Below are 16,920 nucleotides of genomic sequence, written 5' to 3' on the forward strand. Positions count from 1 at the left end.
TGCCTGGCGGCAACAGCGCGGTGGTCCCACCTGACCCCATGCCGAACTCAGAAGTGAAACGCCGTAGCGCCGATGGTAGTGTGGGGTCTCCCCATGCGAGAGTAGGGAACTGCCAGGCATCAAATTAGCAGGTCAAACCGGGGCATAAAACCGGTTGTTGTAAAGAAATTCGGTGGAGCGGTAGTTCAGTCGGTTAGAATACCTGCCTGTCACGCAGGGGGTCGCGGGTTCGAGTCCCGTCCGTTCCGCCACTTATTAGAAAATTAAGCCTGCTTTAATGCGGGCTTAATAATAAGCGTCATTTAGGGGCGTAGCTCAGTTGGTAGAGCACCGGTCTCCAAAACCGGGTGTCGCGAGTTCGAGTCTCTCCGCCCCTGCCATATAATGATCCTTTGCTTCGGCAAAGGATTTTTTTTGTCTAAAATTCAGCGGATTTTCATCCGCCACCTCTCATAGAAAATACTCAAATTCCTTATTCGAGCACGGTCACCTTCAAGATCTCTCGAATTTGTGCCTGCTTATCACTGTTCTGAAGCCAAATAGCATATAACGGTCGTGAAAGCGTCGCGCTGTCAGCAACGGTATGTAACCCATCTTTCTCTTTTGCCCAAATCATTGGTAACCAGGAGCAGCCTTCAAGCGGCATGAGTTGTTGCCGTGCCAGCTCCGCAGAACTGGTTGTCAGCAGTGGAATGTCATCTGGTGCGATAAGTCCTGCCTCATGCTGTTGGAAGTCCGGGCCCCATTCCAGTCGCAGATAGTTCAGATTCGCTTTGACCTGCGAAGGACTTGAACAATAGAGCGCCAGCGTGAAATGCCCCAGTAACTGGCTGCTGAATTCGTCCATTTTAGGGGCTTCAGTGGTAATCAGCAGATCCAACTGACGCTCATGAAGCTGTTTAACCAACGATTGCCTCTGAGCGATACGGGCTTCAAATTGCAACGTGTTGTGCGTCGGATAGAGTCGTCCCAACCAGCTATTCAGCATGCACTCCCACAGAGAGGCGCTGGCACCAATAGAGAACTCATTATGGCGTGACGTGTTGGCCACTTCCTTACGTGCCAATTGCCAGGTACTCATCAGCGTTTCGGCATAGGGAAGAAGCTTCTCACCAGCCGCTGTCAGGCGGATATTGTTGCGATGTCGGGTAAAAAGATTCACACCCAGCTGGTTCTCAAGCTGACGAATACGAAAGCTGACGGCTGATTGCGTCAGGTATAGCGCTTCTGCCGCACGCCCGAAGTGACGTGTTCGGCTCACTTCAAGAAAAGTTTTTAGCAATTCCGTATCCACAACCTTCTCCGCAAAATAATTTGTCGTGTTGATTTAAATGTTTTGTTTGACGCTCTGTCAAGCGTAACTAATACTCCGCGCCATAAATAGCTCAGCCAAAGAATCAGGAGCGTGTAGGATGGCGGAAAGCTTTACGACGACTAATCGTTTTTTTGACAATAAAAATTATCCGCGTGGGTTCTCTCGTCATGGTGACTTCACCATCAAAGAAGCCCAACTGCTGGAGCGCCACGGTTATGCGTTTAATGAGCTGGAACTGGGTCACCGTGAGCCTGTGACGGAAGAGGAAAAGCAGTTTGTCGCGGTATGCCGTGGCGAACGCGAACCGGCAACCGAGATTGAACGCGTATGGATCAAGTACATGGCGCGAATCAAACGGCCAAAACGTTTTCACACGCTGTCTGGTGGTAAGCCTCAGACAGAAGGTGCGGAAGACTACACCGAAAGCGACGATTAATGATAAAGGGGCGAAAGCCCCTTTTTTACGCCATCATTTTCTGTAAATGGATCAGTAACCTTTCTATTGCCCGATACCCCAACGCTTCTTGTAAATGTACCCGCGTTATCTTTTCCGCTCCGGCAAGATCGGCCAGCGTTCGTGAAACCTTAATCAATCGCTGCCAGGCCCGAATCGATAATCCCAAGTGGGCGAATGCCTGCTCCAGCCATGCCGCATCTTCTTCCTGCAGTTCACACCATGTTTTAATCTCATTGTTCCCCAGAAGGGCGTTGAGCTTCCCCTGGCGGGACAACTGTATTTGCTGTGCGGCAATGACACGTGTCTTCACGATCATGCTGCTTTCACCTTTTTCAGGCCGTTGGCTAAGAAGACCTGGAGGTGGAAGTGGGATCTCCAGCGAGAGATCAAAGCGGTCAAGAAAAGGCCCTGACAGGCGCGCCAGGTAACGCAGGATTTGCTCCGGAGAGCTGCGATTATGATTGCCCTGATAGTGTCCCGTCGGGCTAGGGTTCATGGCGGCAATGAGTTGAAAACGCGCTGGATAGGTGATTTTTGCCCGGGTCCGCGAAATATGAATTTTCCCTGACTCAATGGGTTCACGCAGAGCATCCAGTACCCGACGTTCGAATTCCGGGAGTTCATCGAGAAACAGAATGCCATTGTGCGCTAACGAAATTTCCCCAGGTGCGGGGATCGTGCCGCCACCGACCATCGCCGTAATTGATGCACTGTGATGAGGCGAGCGGAATGGACGCTTACGCCATTGTTGGTGAAGATGCCCCGCACTGGTCAGGCTGAGGATTGCCGCACTCTCCAGAGCTTCCTGGCTGCTCAGAGAGGGTAGAATGCCCGGTAATCGGCTGGCCAGCATTGTTTTTCCGGTACCCGGTGGTCCCACAAGTAGCAAGTTATGCCCGCCTGCGGCGGCGATTTCGAGCGCGCGCTTCCCCTGTTGTTGGCCTATAACGTCGCTGATGTCGGCCTCTATAGCCGTGGGTATGTCTTCCAGCATTTCGGGATGTTGCAATGGGATGCGTCCCTCAAGAAAAGCACAAACCTCCTGCAAATGGCTGGCAATGAAACAGTCTGTTCCGCCAATCAGACCGACCTCAGGGGCATTTTCTGCCGCCACAATAATTTGTCGGCCAGCGCTGATGGCTTCCATCGCGCCGGAAATAGCCCCGGTAACTCCACGTAGCGCGCCCGTAAGCGCGAGCTCACCGATGAGCTCATACTGATTAAGTCTGGTGGTGTTGAGCTGCTCAGAAGCCGCCAGAAGCGCAATTGCGATAGGCAAATCGTATCGTCCACCCTCCTTGGGTAAATCGGCCGGTGCCAGGTTGATGGTGATCTTCTTTGCAGGAAATTCATACCCGCTGTTGATCATCGCGCTTCTGACCCGATCGCGAGCCTCTTTCACCGCTGTTTCCGGTAAACCCACCATAGTTAAGCCTGGTAATCCGTTACTGATATGCACTTCAACGGTGATGAGGGGGGCGTTAACCCCCAATGCGGCCCGTGTATAAATAATCGACAATGACATAGCGCCTCCGTAAGAAGTCAGTATGTCGAGTTACATAAGCGCGGCAATGATCAAAGTTGTTTTTTACGGGCATGTATCAGGTGATTTTCAGGGTATTTCATCGCTGTTGCATTCAATTGGGAGCACGTTCGAGAAAAATAGCCATTGCCAAACGGTCTTCATGTAATGAAGAATTTTCATCTCAGTTATTTCTTATAAAAAACAATACTTTTTACCAATATCGTTAGCGCGATCAGAAAACGCATTATAAAAAATCTTGTGTTGTTCTTCATGTCTGTGGTAACTCTTTAGGTATTCCTTCGAACAAGAAGCCAGAAAGTATAGAAAATGACAGCCCTTCTACGAGTGATTAGCCTGGTCGTGATTAGCGTGGTGGTGATTATTATCCCACCGTGCGGGGCTGCACTTGGAAGAGGAAAGGCTTAGAAAACAAGCCTTAACGAACTAAGACCCCCGCACCGAAAGGTCCGGGGGTTTTTTTATGACTGCGAAAAAACCAAAGAGAAACAGAGCATGGTAAATAGCATAAAATTCTGTTTCTCTCGAATAGCGACGGGGATGTAACTATGAATGGGGCTCAATGGGTGGTGCATGCGTTGCGAGCGCAAGGGGTTGAGACAATATTTGGCTACCCGGGCGGCGCTATTATGCCTATCTACGATGCATTGTATGACGGCGGTGTGGAGCATCTGCTGTGCCGACATGAGCAGGGCGCGGCGATGGCGGCGATTGGCTATGCTCGTGCAACCGGGAAAACCGGCGTGTGTATGGCGACTTCCGGCCCTGGAGCCACCAACCTGATAACCGGCCTTGCCGATGCGTTGCTGGATTCCGTCCCGGTCGTGGCCATCACCGGCCAGGTCGCTTCCTCGTTTATCGGCACCGATGCATTTCAGGAAGTGGACGTTCTCGGTTTATCACTTGCTTGCACCAAACACAGTTTCCTGGTGCAGTCGCTGGAAGAGTTGCCACGCGTCATGGCCGAAGCCTTCCTGGTGGCAAACTCAGGCCGTCCTGGTCCGGTTCTGGTTGATATCCCGAAAGACATTCAGGTCGCCAGCGCCGCACTTGAACCGCATTTTTCCACCGTTGAAGATGAAACCGTTTTCCCGTTCGAAGACGTTGAACAGGCTCGCCAGATGATTGCCCAGGCCAGCCAGCCGATATTGTACGTCGGTGGTGGCGTCGGGATGGCGCAGGCGGTTCCTGCACTGCGCGAGTTTATCGCGGTCACGCAAATGCCTGTTACCTGCACACTGAAAGGGCTGGGTGCAGTGGAGGCAGATTATCCGTACTACCTGGCGATGCTGGGTATGCACGGTACGAAAGCGGCTAACCTGGCGGTGCAGCAGTGCGATTTGCTGATCGCCGTTGGCGCGCGCTTTGATGACCGCGTTACCGGCAAGCTGAATACTTTTGCCCCGAATGCGAAAGTCATTCATATGGATATCGACCCTGCGGAACTGAACAAGCTGCGTCAGGTTCACGTGGGTCTTCAGGCGGATTTGAATGCGCTGTTACCTGCCCTGCAACAGCCGTTGAAGATCGATGCGTGGCGTAAACACACTGCGGAATTACGTGCTGAGAACACCTGGCGCTACGACCATCCGGGTGAGGCCATTTACGCGCCGTTACTGCTCAAACAGCTCTCCGATCGCAAACCGGCCAATAGCGTGGTGACCACCGATGTCGGCCAGCATCAGATGTGGTCGGCGCAGCACATGACGTACACCCGTCCGGAAAACTTCATCACCTCCAGCGGATTAGGCACGATGGGCTTTGGCCTGCCTGCGGCTGTGGGCGCGCAGGTTGCTCGTCCGGATGATACCGTTATCTGCATTTCCGGTGATGGTTCGTTCATGATGAACGTGCAGGAACTCGGCACCGTGAAGCGTAAGCAGTTGCCGGTGAAGATTGTCATTCTCGATAACCAGCGCCTGGGGATGGTTCGTCAATGGCAGCAGCTCTTTTTCCAGGAGCGCTACAGCGAAACGACACTGACTGATAATCCGGATTTCCTCATCCTGGCCAGCGCCTTTGGTATTCCTGGTCAGCACATTACCCGTAAAGACCAGGTTGAAGCGGCTCTCGACACTATGCTGAACAGCACCGGGCCATACCTGCTTCATGTCTCAATCGACGAACTCGAAAACGTCTGGCCCCTGGTACCGCCGGGTGCCAGTAATGCAGAAATGCTGGAGAAATTATCATGATGCATCATCAGGTTGCCGTTCAGGCCCGCTTCAATCCGGAAACGTTAGAGCGCGTTTTGCGTGTGGTACGCCATCGTGGCTTTCAAATTTGTGCCATGAATATGGAAACAGCCACTGACGCCCAAAACATAAATATTGAATTGACCGTTGCCAGCCTTCGTCCAGTCGAATTACTGTTTAGTCAGTTAAGCAAACTGGTAGACGTCGCCCGCGTCGAGATCCAGCAACGAACAACATCATCACAACAAATCCGCGCCTGAGCGCAAGAAGGAAGAACAATGACGACGAAAAAAGCTGATTACATCTGGTTTAACGGTGAGATGGTTCCATGGGGTGAAGCGAAGGTGCACGTGATGTCCCACGCCCTGCACTACGGGACGTCCGTCTTCGAAGGCATCCGTTGCTACGATTCTCACAAAGGCCCGGTGGTGTTCCGTCATCGTGAACACATGCAGCGTCTGCATGATTCAGCCAAAATTTATCGTTTCCCGGTTTCTCAGAGCGTCGATGAACTGATGGAAGCCTGCCGTAATGTTATTCGTAAAAACAACCTGACCAGCGCCTACATTCGTCCGCTGGTATTCGTTGGCGATGTCGGTATGGGCGTGAACCCGCCAGATGGTTACAACACTGACGTTATCATTGCCGCTTTCCCTTGGGGTGCATACCTCGGCGCAGAAGCGCTGGATCAAGGGATCGACGCAATGGTGTCTTCCTGGAATCGTGTGGCACCGAACACTATCCCAACCGCAGCAAAAGCGGGCGGGAACTACCTTTCTTCATTGCTGGTCGGCAGCGAAGCGCGTCGTCACGGCTACCAGGAAGGGATCGCGCTGGATGTGAACGGCTATATCTCTGAAGGCGCAGGCGAGAACCTGTTCGAAGTGAAAGACGGTATTCTGTTCACGCCGCCATTCACCTCTTCCGCGCTGCCGGGGATTACCCGCGATGCGATCATTAAGCTGGCGAAAGACCTGAACATCGAAATTCGCGAGCAGGTGCTTTCCCGCGAATCGCTGTATCTGGCTGACGAAGTGTTCATGTCCGGTACCGCCGCAGAAATCACGCCAGTCCGCAGTGTGGACGGCATTCAGGTGGGTGAAGGCCGCTGTGGCCCGGTCACCAAACGTATTCAGCAAGCATTCTTCGGCCTCTTTACCGGTGAAACGGAAGATAAATGGGGCTGGTTGGATCAAGTTAATCCGAAATAAAACAATGGGACGGCACGCACCGTCCCATTTAACAGTTAGACGGGAGTAAACAGAGCATGCCTAAGTATCGTTCCGCCACTACCACCCACGGCCGAAATATGGCCGGCGCCCGCGCGCTGTGGCGCGCCACCGGGATGACAGATGCCGATTTCGGCAAACCCATTATTGCCGTTGTGAACTCGTTTACCCAGTTCGTGCCAGGCCATGTACATTTGCGCGACCTTGGTAAACTGGTTGCTGAGCAAATCGAAGCCTCTGGCGGCGTGGCGAAAGAATTCAACACTATCGCCGTCGACGATGGTATCGCCATGGGTCACGGGGGCATGCTGTATTCACTGCCGTCGCGCGAGCTGATCGCCGATTCCGTGGAATACATGGTGAACGCCCACTGCGCCGATGCAATGGTCTGTATTTCCAACTGCGACAAAATCACCCCGGGGATGCTGATGGCGTCTCTGCGCCTGAACATTCCAGTTATCTTTGTTTCCGGTGGCCCGATGGAAGCCGGGAAAACTAAATTGTCCGATCAGATCATCAAACTGGACCTGGTTGATGCGATGATTCAGGGCGCGGACCCTAAAGTGTCCGACGAGCAGAGCGAGCAGATTGAGCGCTCCGCGTGCCCGACCTGTGGTTCCTGTTCCGGCATGTTCACCGCCAACTCGATGAACTGCCTGACCGAAGCGTTGGGCCTGTCGCAGCCGGGCAACGGCTCGCTGCTGGCAACGCACGCCGACCGTAAAGACCTGTTCCTCAACGCCGGTACGCGCATCGTTGAGTTGACCAAGCGTTATTATGAGCAGGACGACGCGTCCGCGCTGCCGCGGAACATCGCCAGCAAAGCCGCGTTTGAGAACGCCATGACACTGGATATCGCCATGGGCGGTTCCACCAATACCGTTCTTCACCTGCTGGCCGCCGCGCAGGAAGCGGAAATCGACTTCACCTTGAGTGACATCGACAAGCTGTCCCGCAAAGTGCCGCAACTGTGTAAAGTCGCGCCAAGTACTCAGAAATATCACATGGAAGACGTTCACCGTGCCGGCGGCGTCCTCGGAATTCTCGGCGAGCTGGACCGCGCTGGGCTGCTGAACCGCGATGTGAAAAATGTGCTGGGGCTGTCACTGCCGCAGACGCTGGATCAGTACGATGTGATGCTGACCAAAGATGACGCGGTTAAAACCATGTTCCGTGCGGGCCCGGCAGGTATTCGTACCACTCAGGCCTTCTCGCAGAACTGCCGTTGGGACACGCTGGACGACGATCGTGCCGAAGGCTGTATCCGTTCACTGGAAAACGCCTACAGTCAGGACGGCGGTTTGGCAGTGCTGTACGGTAACTTCGCGGAAAATGGCTGCATCGTGAAAACCGCAGGCGTGGACGACAGCAATCTTAAATTCACCGGCCCGGCTAAAGTGTACGAAAGCCAGGACGATGCGGTAGAAGCGATTCTCGGCGGCAAAGTGGTTGCTGGCGACGTAGTGGTTATCCGCTATGAAGGACCAAAAGGTGGACCGGGCATGCAAGAAATGCTCTATCCGACTACTTTCCTGAAATCGATGGGCCTCGGCAAAGCCTGTGCACTGGTCACCGACGGGCGCTTCTCCGGCGGAACGTCTGGTCTGTCTATCGGACACGTGTCACCGGAAGCGGCAAGCGGAGGCAACATCGCGCTGATTGAAGACGGCGACATGATTGCTATCGACATTCCGAGCCGTGGTATTCAGCTGCAACTGAGCGATCAGGAACTGGCGGCGCGTCGTGAAGCGCAGGACGCACGTGGCGATCAGGCCTGGACTCCGCATAATCGCGAACGTCAGGTTTCTTTCGCGCTGCGTGCCTACGCCAGCCTGGCGACCAGTGCAGACAAAGGTGCAGTGCGCGATAAATCCAAACTTGGGGGCTAATCATGGCCGAATCCCAACCGCTATCCACCGCCCCTGAGGGGGCGGAATATCTTAGAGCGGTGCTGCGTGCGCCGGTCTATGAAGCCGTCCAGGTCACGCCGTTGCAGAAGATGGAGAAAATCTCCGCTCGTCTCGACAACGTCGTGCTGGTGAAGCGCGAAGACCGTCAGCCGGTTCACAGCTTCAAGCTACGCGGCGCGTACGCGATGATGGCGAGTTTGACTGAAGAGCAAAAAGCGTGTGGCGTGATTACTGCTTCTGCGGGAAATCACGCCCAGGGCGTAGCGTTCTCGTCGGCCCGTCTGGGCATTAAAGCGCTGATTGTAATGCCGGTGGCGACCGCGGATATCAAAGTTGATGCGGTGCGCGGTTTTGGTGGCGAAGTGCTGCTGCATGGCGCGAATTTTGATGAGGCCAAGGCCAAAGCTATCGAATTGGCACAACAGCAGGGCTTTACCTGGGTCCCGCCATTCGATCACCCAATGGTGATTGCCGGACAGGGCACGCTGGCACTGGAGCTGATCCAGCAGGATGCGCATCTCGACAGGGTATTCGTGCCGGTCGGCGGTGGCGGTCTGGCGGCCGGTGTTGCAGTGCTTATCAAACAGCTGATGCCACAGATCAAAGTTATTGCGGTGGAAGCGGAAGACTCAGCCTGTCTGAAGGCGGCGCTGGACGCCGGGCATCCGGTTGATTTACCGCGCGTCGGGCTGTTTGCCGAAGGCGTCGCAGTGAAGCGGATTGGCGATGAAACCTTCCGGCTGTGCCAGGAGTATCTCGACGATATCGTCACCGTCGACAGCGACGCTATCTGCGCGGCAATGAAAGACCTGTTCGAAGATGTGCGTGCGGTGGCGGAACCGTCTGGTGCACTGGCTCTGGCGGGGATGAAAAAGTATATCGCGCAGCATAACATTCGCGGTGAACGCCTGGCGCACGTGCTGTCCGGGGCGAACGTTAACTTCCACGGATTGCGCTATGTCTCTGAACGCTGCGAACTGGGAGAACAGCGTGAGGCGTTGCTGGCGGTGACTATCCCGGAAGAGAAGGGCAGCTTCCTCAAGTTTTGCCAGCTGCTCGGCGGGCGTTCGGTAACGGAATTCAACTACCGATTTGCCGATGCTAAAGACGCGTGTATTTTCGTCGGCGTGCGGTTAAGTCGTGGCCTGGAAGAGCGCAAAGAGATCCTCGGTCTGTTGAATGACGGGGGCTATAGCGTGGTGGATTTGTCTGACGATGAAATGGCGAAGCTGCATGTTCGCTATATGGTCGGCGGCCGTCCTTCGAAGCCGTTACAGGAGCGTCTGTACAGCTTCGAGTTCCCTGAATCTCCCGGCGCGTTGCTGAAGTTTCTCTACACCCTCGGCACCCACTGGAATATTTCATTGTTCCACTATCGCAGCCACGGTACTGACTACGGTCGCGTATTAGCCGGTTTTGAACTGGGTGAGCACGAACCGGATTTCGAAACCCGACTCAGCGAACTGGGCTACGAGTGTCACGATGAAACCAATAACCCGGCGTTTCGCTTTTTCCTCGCGGGCTAGTGGTTCGGCAGAATCGCCCAGAAAGCGTCTATAAGCGGCTCATGTAGCCGCTTTTTTTGTACACATACGCCGAGCTCAAACGGGGTTTTTTCGTCGCTGCGCTCGAGGATCATCACGCGGTTGCGCACCGGTTCAGGGCTGTTTTCCAGCACGATTTCCGGGATAAGTGCCACGCCGCAGCCGAGCGCTACCATCGACACCATCGCTTCATGACCACCAACGGTGGCGTAAATCGACGGATTGCTGATTTTATGGCGACGGAACCACAGCTCAATGCGGCGACGCACCGGGCCCTGATCGGCCATGATAAACGGTACCGTTGACCAGTCTGGTTTCTCCTGCGCCACCTGCGTGCGCACTGGGCAGGCGAGCGCCGGGGCAATCAACACCACCGCTAAATTCTCCAGCATCGAAAACGCCACTGCGCCGGGGAGCGTTTCCGGTTTGCCAGCAATGGCTAAATCCGCCTCGCCGGTCATCACTTTTTCCATCGCATCGGCGGCATCACCGGTGGTGAGTTTGATTTCCACGGAAGGATGCTCCGCACGGAAGCGGTCCAGAATCGGCGGTAAATGGCTGTAGGCTGCGGTTACCGAGCAAAATAGATGTAGCTCGCCGGAGAGCGACGGCCCTTTCTGGTCGATGGTGTGACGCAGCTGCTGATACTGCAACAGAGTTTGTTGAGAGAAGGTGCGCAGCTCTTCACCGGCTTCGGTGAGGGTCACGGTGCGGTTATCGCGGACAAATAGCGCCTGGCCAAGATCTTCTTCCAGCCGTTGAATTTGTCGCGAAAGCGTGGAAGGACTGACGTGCATCGCCCGCGCGCTGCGGCCAAAGTGGCGACTTTCCGCCAGATGCAGGAAGGTTTTCAGATCGCGTAAATCCACAGGAGACACCCCACGATTTTATATTGCAGAAATTGCAACGTGATGTTGTGAATATATCAATTTCCGCAATAAATTACCTGTTGTAATGTGGTTCCAGTCCCGCAAAACGCGAACCGAACAATAAGACAGTACAACATCACGAGGTATCACCATGGCTAACTACTTTAATACACTGAATCTGCGTCAGCAGCTGGCACAGCTGGGTAAATGCCGCTTCATGGCGCGTGACGAATTCGCCGATGGCGCGAGCTACCTTCAGGGTAAAAAAGTGGTCATCGTCGGCTGTGGCGCACAGGGCCTGAATCAGGGCCTGAACATGCGTGACTCCGGTCTGGATATCTCTTATGCGCTGCGTAAAGAAGCGATTGCTGAAAAGCGCGCGTCATGGCGTAAAGCGACCGAAAACGGTTTTAAAGTAGGCACTTACGAAGAACTGGTTCCACAGGCAGACTTGGTTGTTAACCTGACGCCAGACAAGCAGCACTCAGACGTTGTACGTTCCGTACAGCCGCTGATGAAAGATGGCGCAGCGCTGGGTTACTCCCACGGCTTTAATATCGTGGAAGTGGGCGAGCAGATCCGTAAAGACATTACTGTGGTCATGGTGGCGCCGAAGTGCCCAGGTACCGAAGTGCGTGAAGAGTACAAGCGTGGTTTCGGTGTACCAACGCTGATCGCCGTTCACCCGGAAAACGATCCTAAAGGCGAAGGCATGGCGATTGCTAAAGCCTGGGCAGCGGCGACCGGTGGTCATCGTGCTGGCGTGCTCGAATCTTCCTTCGTTGCAGAAGTGAAATCTGACCTGATGGGCGAGCAGACTATCCTCTGCGGTATGCTGCAGGCGGGTTCTCTGCTGTGCTTCGACAAACTGGTGGCTGAGGGTACTGACCCGGCTTACGCAGAAAAACTGATTCAATTCGGCTGGGAAACCACCACTGAAGCGCTGAAGCAGGGCGGCATCACCCTGATGATGGACCGTCTGTCTAACCCGGCGAAAGTCCGTGCATTCGCACTTTCCGAGCAGCTGAAAGAAATCATGGCCCCGCTTTTCCAGAAACACATGGACGACATTATCTCCGGCGAATTCTCCTCCGGCATGATGGCTGACTGGGCAAATGACGATAAGAAACTGCTGACCTGGCGTGAAGAGACCGGTAAAACCGCGTTCGAAACTACCCCGCAGTTTGACGGTAAAATCGGTGAACAGGAATACTTCGATAAAGGCGTAGTGATGATTGCGATGGTGAAAGCGGGCGTTGAGCTGGCATTCGAAACCATGGTTGATTCTGGCATCATCGAAGAGTCCGCTTACTACGAATCACTGCACGAGTTGCCGCTGATTGCGAACACCATCGCCCGTAAGCGTCTGTATGAAATGAATGTGGTTATCTCCGATACCGCTGAGTACGGCAACTACCTGTTCTCTTACGCATGTGTTCCGCTGCTGAAAGAGTTCATGACCACGCTGCAAACCGGTGACTTGGGTAAAGCGATTGCTGAAGGCGCGGTAGATAACGCTCAGCTGCGTGACGTGAACGAAGCGATTCGCAGTCACGAGATTGAAACCGTTGGCAAGAAACTGCGCGGTTATATGAAAGATATGAAGCGTATTGCTGTAGCAAGCTAATACCCTGTCGTCTTCGATTCGCAGCTGTGTTGGCTACGTTCATACACCCCAGTTACATCGTTATCTATGCTCCTGGGGCTGTACTCACTTGCCGCCTTGCTGCAAGTCGACATTCTTAGGCGTATCTCTTCAGGCCCGGCCCGCGTTAGCGCCGCCGGGCTTTTTATTAGTTACGGTACAGCACTTTGATGATGTGGTAGCCGAACTGAGTATGCAGCGGGCCAGTAGGCTCCAGCACTGGGCATGAGAAGACTACTTTATCAAACGCCGGAACCATCTGGCCCTGTTTGAATTCGCCTAAATGACCGCCTTTTCTGCCTGACGGACAGGTGGAGTGCTTCTTCGCCAGCTTCTCAAAATCGCCGCCGTTTTTGATCTGCTCTAAAAGATCCAGAGCCAGTTTCTCTTCCTTTACAAGGATATGCATTGCTGCTGCTGTTTTTGCCATGATCGTGCCTTGAGTGGTATGGTTCAGGCTCGCTATACTACCACGCTCTATACCCGTCGTCCTTCAAGTTGCAGGTATGTTGGCTGCTCTCGTTCACCCGAATCACTTACTTGAGTAAGCTCATCGGGATTCTCTCGTTTGCCGCCTTCCTGCAACCTGAATGAGCTTGGGTATGTTTCGGCCCTCCCGTTTTTCATTGAGTGACCCTATGCGTTTAAACCCCGGACAACAACAAGCCGTCGAATTCGTCACCGGACCCTGCCTGGTGCTGGCGGGAGCGGGATCGGGCAAGACGCGCGTGATCACCAATAAAATTGCGCACCTGATCCATCAGTGTGGCTATCAGGCGAAGCATATCGCCGCCGTGACCTTTACCAACAAAGCCGCGCGCGAAATGAAAGAACGTGTCGCCCAGACGATAGAGCGTAAAGAGGCACGCGGCCTGATGATCTCCACGTTCCATACCCTGGGGCTGGAAATCATTAAACGCGAGTTTGCCGCACTGGGGATGAAATCCAATTTTTCCCTGTTCGACGATACCGATCAGGTTGGGCTGCTGAAAGAGCTGACGGAAGGGCTGATTGACGATGATAAAGTGGTGCTTCAGCAGCTGATCTCGACGATCTCCAACTGGAAAAATGATCTGATGACGCCGCAACAAGCCGCGGCGCAGGCCAATGGCGAGCGCGATCGTATTTTTGCTCACTGCTACGGGCTGTACAGTGCGCACATGAAAGCCTGCAACGTGCTGGATTTCGACGATCTGATCCTGCTGCCGACGCTGCTGCTGCAACGCAATGAAGAAGTGCGTGAGCGCTGGCAGAATAAGATTCGTTATCTGTTGGTGGATGAATATCAGGATACCAACACCAGCCAGTACGAGTTGGTGAAACTGCTGGTGGGCAGCCGGGCGCGGTTTACAGTGGTGGGCGATGACGACCAGTCGATTTACTCCTGGCGTGGTGCGCGTCCGCAAAACCTGGTGCTGTTGAGCCAGGACTTCCCTAAACTCCAGGTGATTAAGCTCGAGCAGAATTACCGTTCTTCTGAACGTATTCTGAAAGCGGCCAACATCCTGATTGCCAATAACCCGCACGTTTTTGAAAAGAAACTGTTTTCTGAGTTGGGCTACGGTACCGAACTTAAGGTACTGAGCGCAAATCACGAAGAACACGAAGCTGAACGCGTCGCCGGCGAACTGATCGCCCATCACTTCATCAATAAAACGGCCTATAAGGATTATGCGATCCTCTATCGTGGTAACCATCAGTCGCGGGTGTTCGAAAAGCTGCTGATGCAAAACCGCATTCCGTACCGCATTTCTGGCGGCACGTCGTTTTTCTCGCGTCCTGAAATCAAGGACCTGCTCGCCTATTTGCGCGTGCTGACTAACCCGGATGACGATAGTGCATTTCTGCGGATTGTGAATACGCCGAAGCGTGAAATTGGCCCGGCAACATTACAGAAGCTGGGTGAATGGGCAACCACCCGTAATAAAAGCATGTTTGCCGCTAGTTTTGATATGGGTCTGACGCAAACGCTTACCGGGCGCGGTTATGAATCTCTGACCCGTTTCACTCACTGGCTGGGTGAAGTTCAGCGTCTGGCGGAGCGTGAACCTATCGCGGCGGTACGCGATCTCATTCACGGCATCGATTATGAGTCTTGGCTGTTTGAAACTTCGCCGAGCCCGAAAGCGGCTGAAATGCGCATGAAAAACGTCAATACCCTGTTTGGCTGGATGACGGAAATGCTCGAAGGTTCGGATCTCGAAGATCCGATGACGCTGACGCAGGTCGTTACCCGTTTCACCCTGCGCGACATGATGGAGCGTGGCGAAAGTGACGAAGATCTCGATCAGGTCCAGCTGATGACGTTGCACGCGTCAAAAGGTCTGGAGTTCCCGTATGTGTATCTGGTTGGTATGGAAGAAGGGCTGCTGCCGCATCAGAGCAGTATCGACGAAGATAACGTAGATGAAGAGCGTCGTCTGGCGTATGTGGGGATTACCCGCGCGCAAAAAGAGCTGACCTTTACACTATGCAAAGAGCGCCGTCAGTACGGCGAACTGATCCGTCCGGAGCCGAGCCGTTTTCTGCTGGAGTTACCACAGGACGATATCATCTGGGAGCAGGAGCGTAAGGTAGTCTCGCCGGAAGAGCGGATGCACAAAGGGCAGGCGAATGTGGCCAACATCAAAGCGATGCTGGCCAAAGCGAAGGCGAAGTAATTAGTCGACGGTCAACGGCCAGTGGACATAGCTCTGCCACTGGCTTTCCTGCAACACCAGTTCCGCACCGAGCGGATGGTTAGCCAACCAGCCTGACGGCAGCATCAGGGTCAATGTTTCCCCTTCCACGCTAAGCGAAATATCTGGCAGTAGGTCGTCCCGGCGGCGACCCGCAAAGAGGATAGCCAGACGCAGCAAACGGCAAAGCCGATCGGCTATGCGCGGCGGAACCGCATTTTGCTGATGCAGCGAGGGCAAGTCGACGGGATTGGTCTGGTTGAGCACCAGTGTGGCCAGCAGCTTTTTCTGCGCAGGCGTAAAGCCGGGGAGATCAAGATTGCGCACCAGATAGGCTGCATGCTGAGGGGCCTGTTTGAAATCGACACTCAGGCCAATTTCATGCAGATGGCAGGCGCTAAGTAATAAATCACGGCTTAACGGTTCAATTTCCCAGTTTTTTTCACACTGATCGACGAGATGAGAGGCTAACTGCGCCACGCGCTGAGCCTGTTCGGTATCGACCATAAAACGCCGTTGAATATTGCGTAGCGTGCGACTGCGGATATCCTGATCGACGGCCAGATGCAGCATGCCGTAAACCAGACCTTCGCGCAGGGCGCCACCCGCGAGGGTCATGCACTGGATATCAAGCTCGCTAAAAATGGCCAGTAAAATTGCCAGTCCACTTGGGAACACCAACGCCCGTTCGAGCGTCAGGCCTTCAATCTCGAGTTCTTCCAGACGACCACACTGAATTGCGCGCTGTTTGAGTTGCTGCAGCTTGGCGAGCGTAATGCGCTCATCCATGCCCTGTGCCATCATGATTTCCTGCAATGCCTGAACGGTACCGGAGGCGCCTACGCAAATTTTCCAGCCGTGTTGACGAAGTTCGTCGGCGACTGGGCGTAGCACATCACGTGCTGCCTGCTCGGCGGCATCAAAATGGGCGTGTTCGAGATTTCGATCAGTAAAGAAGCGTTCGAGCCAGGTTACGCAGCCCATCGACAGGCTGAAAAGAGAGGTGGTTTGGGCTCCGGTGCCGGTGACCAGTTCAGTACTGGCCCCGCCAATATCCACCACCAGACGGCGATCGTCGCCACCGGTGGTATGTGCCACGCCCTGATAGATCAGGCGTGCTTCTTCTTCACCGCTGATCACTTGCACCGGACAACCGAGGATTTCCTGTGCTTTTGCAAGGAAGGCATCGGCGTTAACGGCCAGACGCAACGTGGCGGTTGCCACGACGCGGATTTGTACGTGCGGGATATCTTGCAAACGTTCGGCAAACAAACGCAGGCATTGCCAGCCTCGTTCCATGGCCTCCGGCGACAGCGTGTTATCGCTGTTCAATCCGGCGGCCAGCCTGACTTTGCGCTTAATGCGCGTCAGGGTTTGAATGCTCCCCGCCACTTCGCGCACAACCAGCATATGAAAACTATTAGAACCGAGATCTATTGCTGCGTATAGCGAAGAGGCGTTCATACACTTCATCCTTCAACCTGTCTCTGCGTTGGATTCGTACTCTTGGCGCCGTGATACAGGTTGGAGGATTT

Annotated in this window: 15 protein-coding genes, 2 tRNA genes and 1 rRNA gene; 13 read left to right on the top strand and 5 right to left on the bottom strand. The window is 54.2% G+C overall.

Annotated features, from left to right (window positions below; all coding sequences use genetic code 11):
- Positions 1 to 2: 2 nt before the first annotated feature.
- From rrf to MUU46_RS01300, 3 genes are all read left to right on the top strand, one after another.
- A 5S ribosomal RNA gene (gene rrf, locus MUU46_RS01290) occupies positions 3 to 118 on the top strand.
- Between the two features lie 56 nt (positions 119 to 174).
- Positions 175 to 251: transfer RNA gene (locus MUU46_RS01295), tRNA-Asp, on the top strand.
- Between the two features lie 53 nt (positions 252 to 304).
- A tRNA-Trp gene (locus MUU46_RS01300) sits at positions 305 to 380 on the top strand.
- A gap of 92 nt (positions 381 to 472) precedes the next feature.
- Here the strand turns inward: MUU46_RS01300 and hdfR are convergent.
- On the bottom strand, positions 473 to 1,294 hold the full coding sequence (gene hdfR, locus MUU46_RS01305; protein WP_159761637.1) for an HTH-type transcriptional regulator HdfR: 822 nt from the start codon (positions 1,292 to 1,294) through the stop codon (positions 473 to 475).
- A 118-nt stretch (positions 1,295 to 1,412) separates the two neighbouring features.
- On the opposite strand from hdfR, the gene MUU46_RS01310 reads away from it, so the two are divergent.
- A complete protein-coding gene (locus MUU46_RS01310; protein ID WP_159761638.1) occupies positions 1,413 to 1,751 on the top strand; it encodes a MaoP family protein in 339 nt (112 codons plus the stop codon).
- 25 nt (positions 1,752 to 1,776) lie between these two features.
- Here MUU46_RS01310 and MUU46_RS01315 read toward each other — a convergent pair whose 3' ends face one another.
- Positions 1,777 to 3,297: a YifB family Mg chelatase-like AAA ATPase gene (locus MUU46_RS01315; protein ID WP_258964546.1), complete on the bottom strand. Its 1,521-nt coding sequence runs from the start codon at positions 3,295 to 3,297 to the stop codon at positions 1,777 to 1,779.
- A gap of 327 nt (positions 3,298 to 3,624) precedes the next feature.
- Between MUU46_RS01315 and ilvL the strand changes: the two genes are divergently transcribed.
- From ilvL to ilvA, 7 genes are all read left to right on the top strand, one after another.
- On the top strand, positions 3,625 to 3,723 hold the full coding sequence (gene ilvL / locus MUU46_RS01320) for an ilv operon leader peptide (protein ID WP_001311244.1): 99 nt from the start codon (positions 3,625 to 3,627) through the stop codon (positions 3,721 to 3,723).
- An 87-nt stretch (positions 3,724 to 3,810) separates the two neighbouring features.
- Positions 3,811 to 3,861: a peptide IlvX gene (gene ilvX, locus MUU46_RS22930; protein WP_374684980.1), complete on the top strand. Its 51-nt coding sequence runs from the start codon at positions 3,811 to 3,813 to the stop codon at positions 3,859 to 3,861.
- Between the two features lie 2 nt (positions 3,862 to 3,863).
- Positions 3,864 to 5,510 (top strand): acetolactate synthase 2 catalytic subunit, encoded by a 1,647-nt coding sequence (gene ilvG / locus MUU46_RS01325; RefSeq protein WP_159761640.1) that lies wholly within the window; start codon positions 3,864 to 3,866, stop codon positions 5,508 to 5,510.
- Complete coding sequence (gene ilvM, locus MUU46_RS01330) at positions 5,507 to 5,770, top strand: acetolactate synthase 2 small subunit (RefSeq protein ID WP_097164576.1); 264 nt, start codon at positions 5,507 to 5,509, stop codon at positions 5,768 to 5,770. The genes ilvG and ilvM overlap by 4 nt, the downstream gene beginning before the upstream one ends.
- 18 nt (positions 5,771 to 5,788) lie before the next feature.
- Positions 5,789 to 6,721 (top strand): branched-chain amino acid transaminase, encoded by a 933-nt coding sequence (locus tag MUU46_RS01335; RefSeq protein ID WP_159761641.1) that lies wholly within the window; start codon positions 5,789 to 5,791, stop codon positions 6,719 to 6,721.
- A 56-nt stretch (positions 6,722 to 6,777) separates the two neighbouring features.
- Entirely contained in the window at positions 6,778 to 8,628 is a 1,851-nt protein-coding gene (ilvD, locus tag MUU46_RS01340; protein ID WP_159761642.1) for a dihydroxy-acid dehydratase, read from the top strand.
- A 2-nt stretch (positions 8,629 to 8,630) separates the two neighbouring features.
- The gene (gene ilvA / locus MUU46_RS01345) at positions 8,631 to 10,175 is read left to right on the top strand and encodes a threonine ammonia-lyase, biosynthetic (protein ID WP_258964547.1); all 1,545 of its coding nucleotides are present in this window, start codon (positions 8,631 to 8,633) and stop codon (positions 10,173 to 10,175) included.
- On the opposite strand, the gene ilvY is transcribed toward ilvA, so the two are convergent.
- Entirely contained in the window at positions 10,172 to 11,062 is an 891-nt protein-coding gene (gene ilvY, locus MUU46_RS01350; RefSeq protein WP_159761644.1) for an HTH-type transcriptional activator IlvY, read from the bottom strand. The two genes, ilvA and ilvY, sit on opposite strands and share 4 nt — an antisense overlap.
- Positions 11,063 to 11,213: 151 nt before the next feature.
- Between ilvY and ilvC the strand changes: the two genes are divergently transcribed.
- A complete protein-coding gene (gene ilvC, locus MUU46_RS01355; protein WP_159761645.1) occupies positions 11,214 to 12,689 on the top strand; it encodes a ketol-acid reductoisomerase in 1,476 nt (491 codons plus the stop codon).
- 166 nt (positions 12,690 to 12,855) lie between these two features.
- On the opposite strand, the gene ppiC is transcribed toward ilvC, so the two are convergent.
- Positions 12,856 to 13,137 (bottom strand): peptidylprolyl isomerase PpiC, encoded by a 282-nt coding sequence (gene ppiC / locus MUU46_RS01360; RefSeq protein ID WP_159761646.1) that lies wholly within the window; start codon positions 13,135 to 13,137, stop codon positions 12,856 to 12,858.
- 208 nt (positions 13,138 to 13,345) lie between these two features.
- Between ppiC and rep the strand changes: the two genes are divergently transcribed.
- On the top strand, positions 13,346 to 15,367 hold the full coding sequence (gene rep, locus MUU46_RS01365; protein ID WP_258964548.1) for a DNA helicase Rep: 2,022 nt from the start codon (positions 13,346 to 13,348) through the stop codon (positions 15,365 to 15,367).
- Here rep and gppA read toward each other — a convergent pair whose 3' ends face one another.
- The gene (gene gppA, locus MUU46_RS01370; protein ID WP_258964549.1) at positions 15,368 to 16,849 is read right to left on the bottom strand and encodes a guanosine-5'-triphosphate,3'-diphosphate diphosphatase; all 1,482 of its coding nucleotides are present in this window, start codon (positions 16,847 to 16,849) and stop codon (positions 15,368 to 15,370) included.
- Positions 16,850 to 16,920: the final 71 nt, after the last annotated feature.

This window comes from Scandinavium tedordense (genome assembly GCF_024764965.1).
Classification (GTDB): domain Bacteria; phylum Pseudomonadota; class Gammaproteobacteria; order Enterobacterales; family Enterobacteriaceae; genus Scandinavium; species Scandinavium tedordense.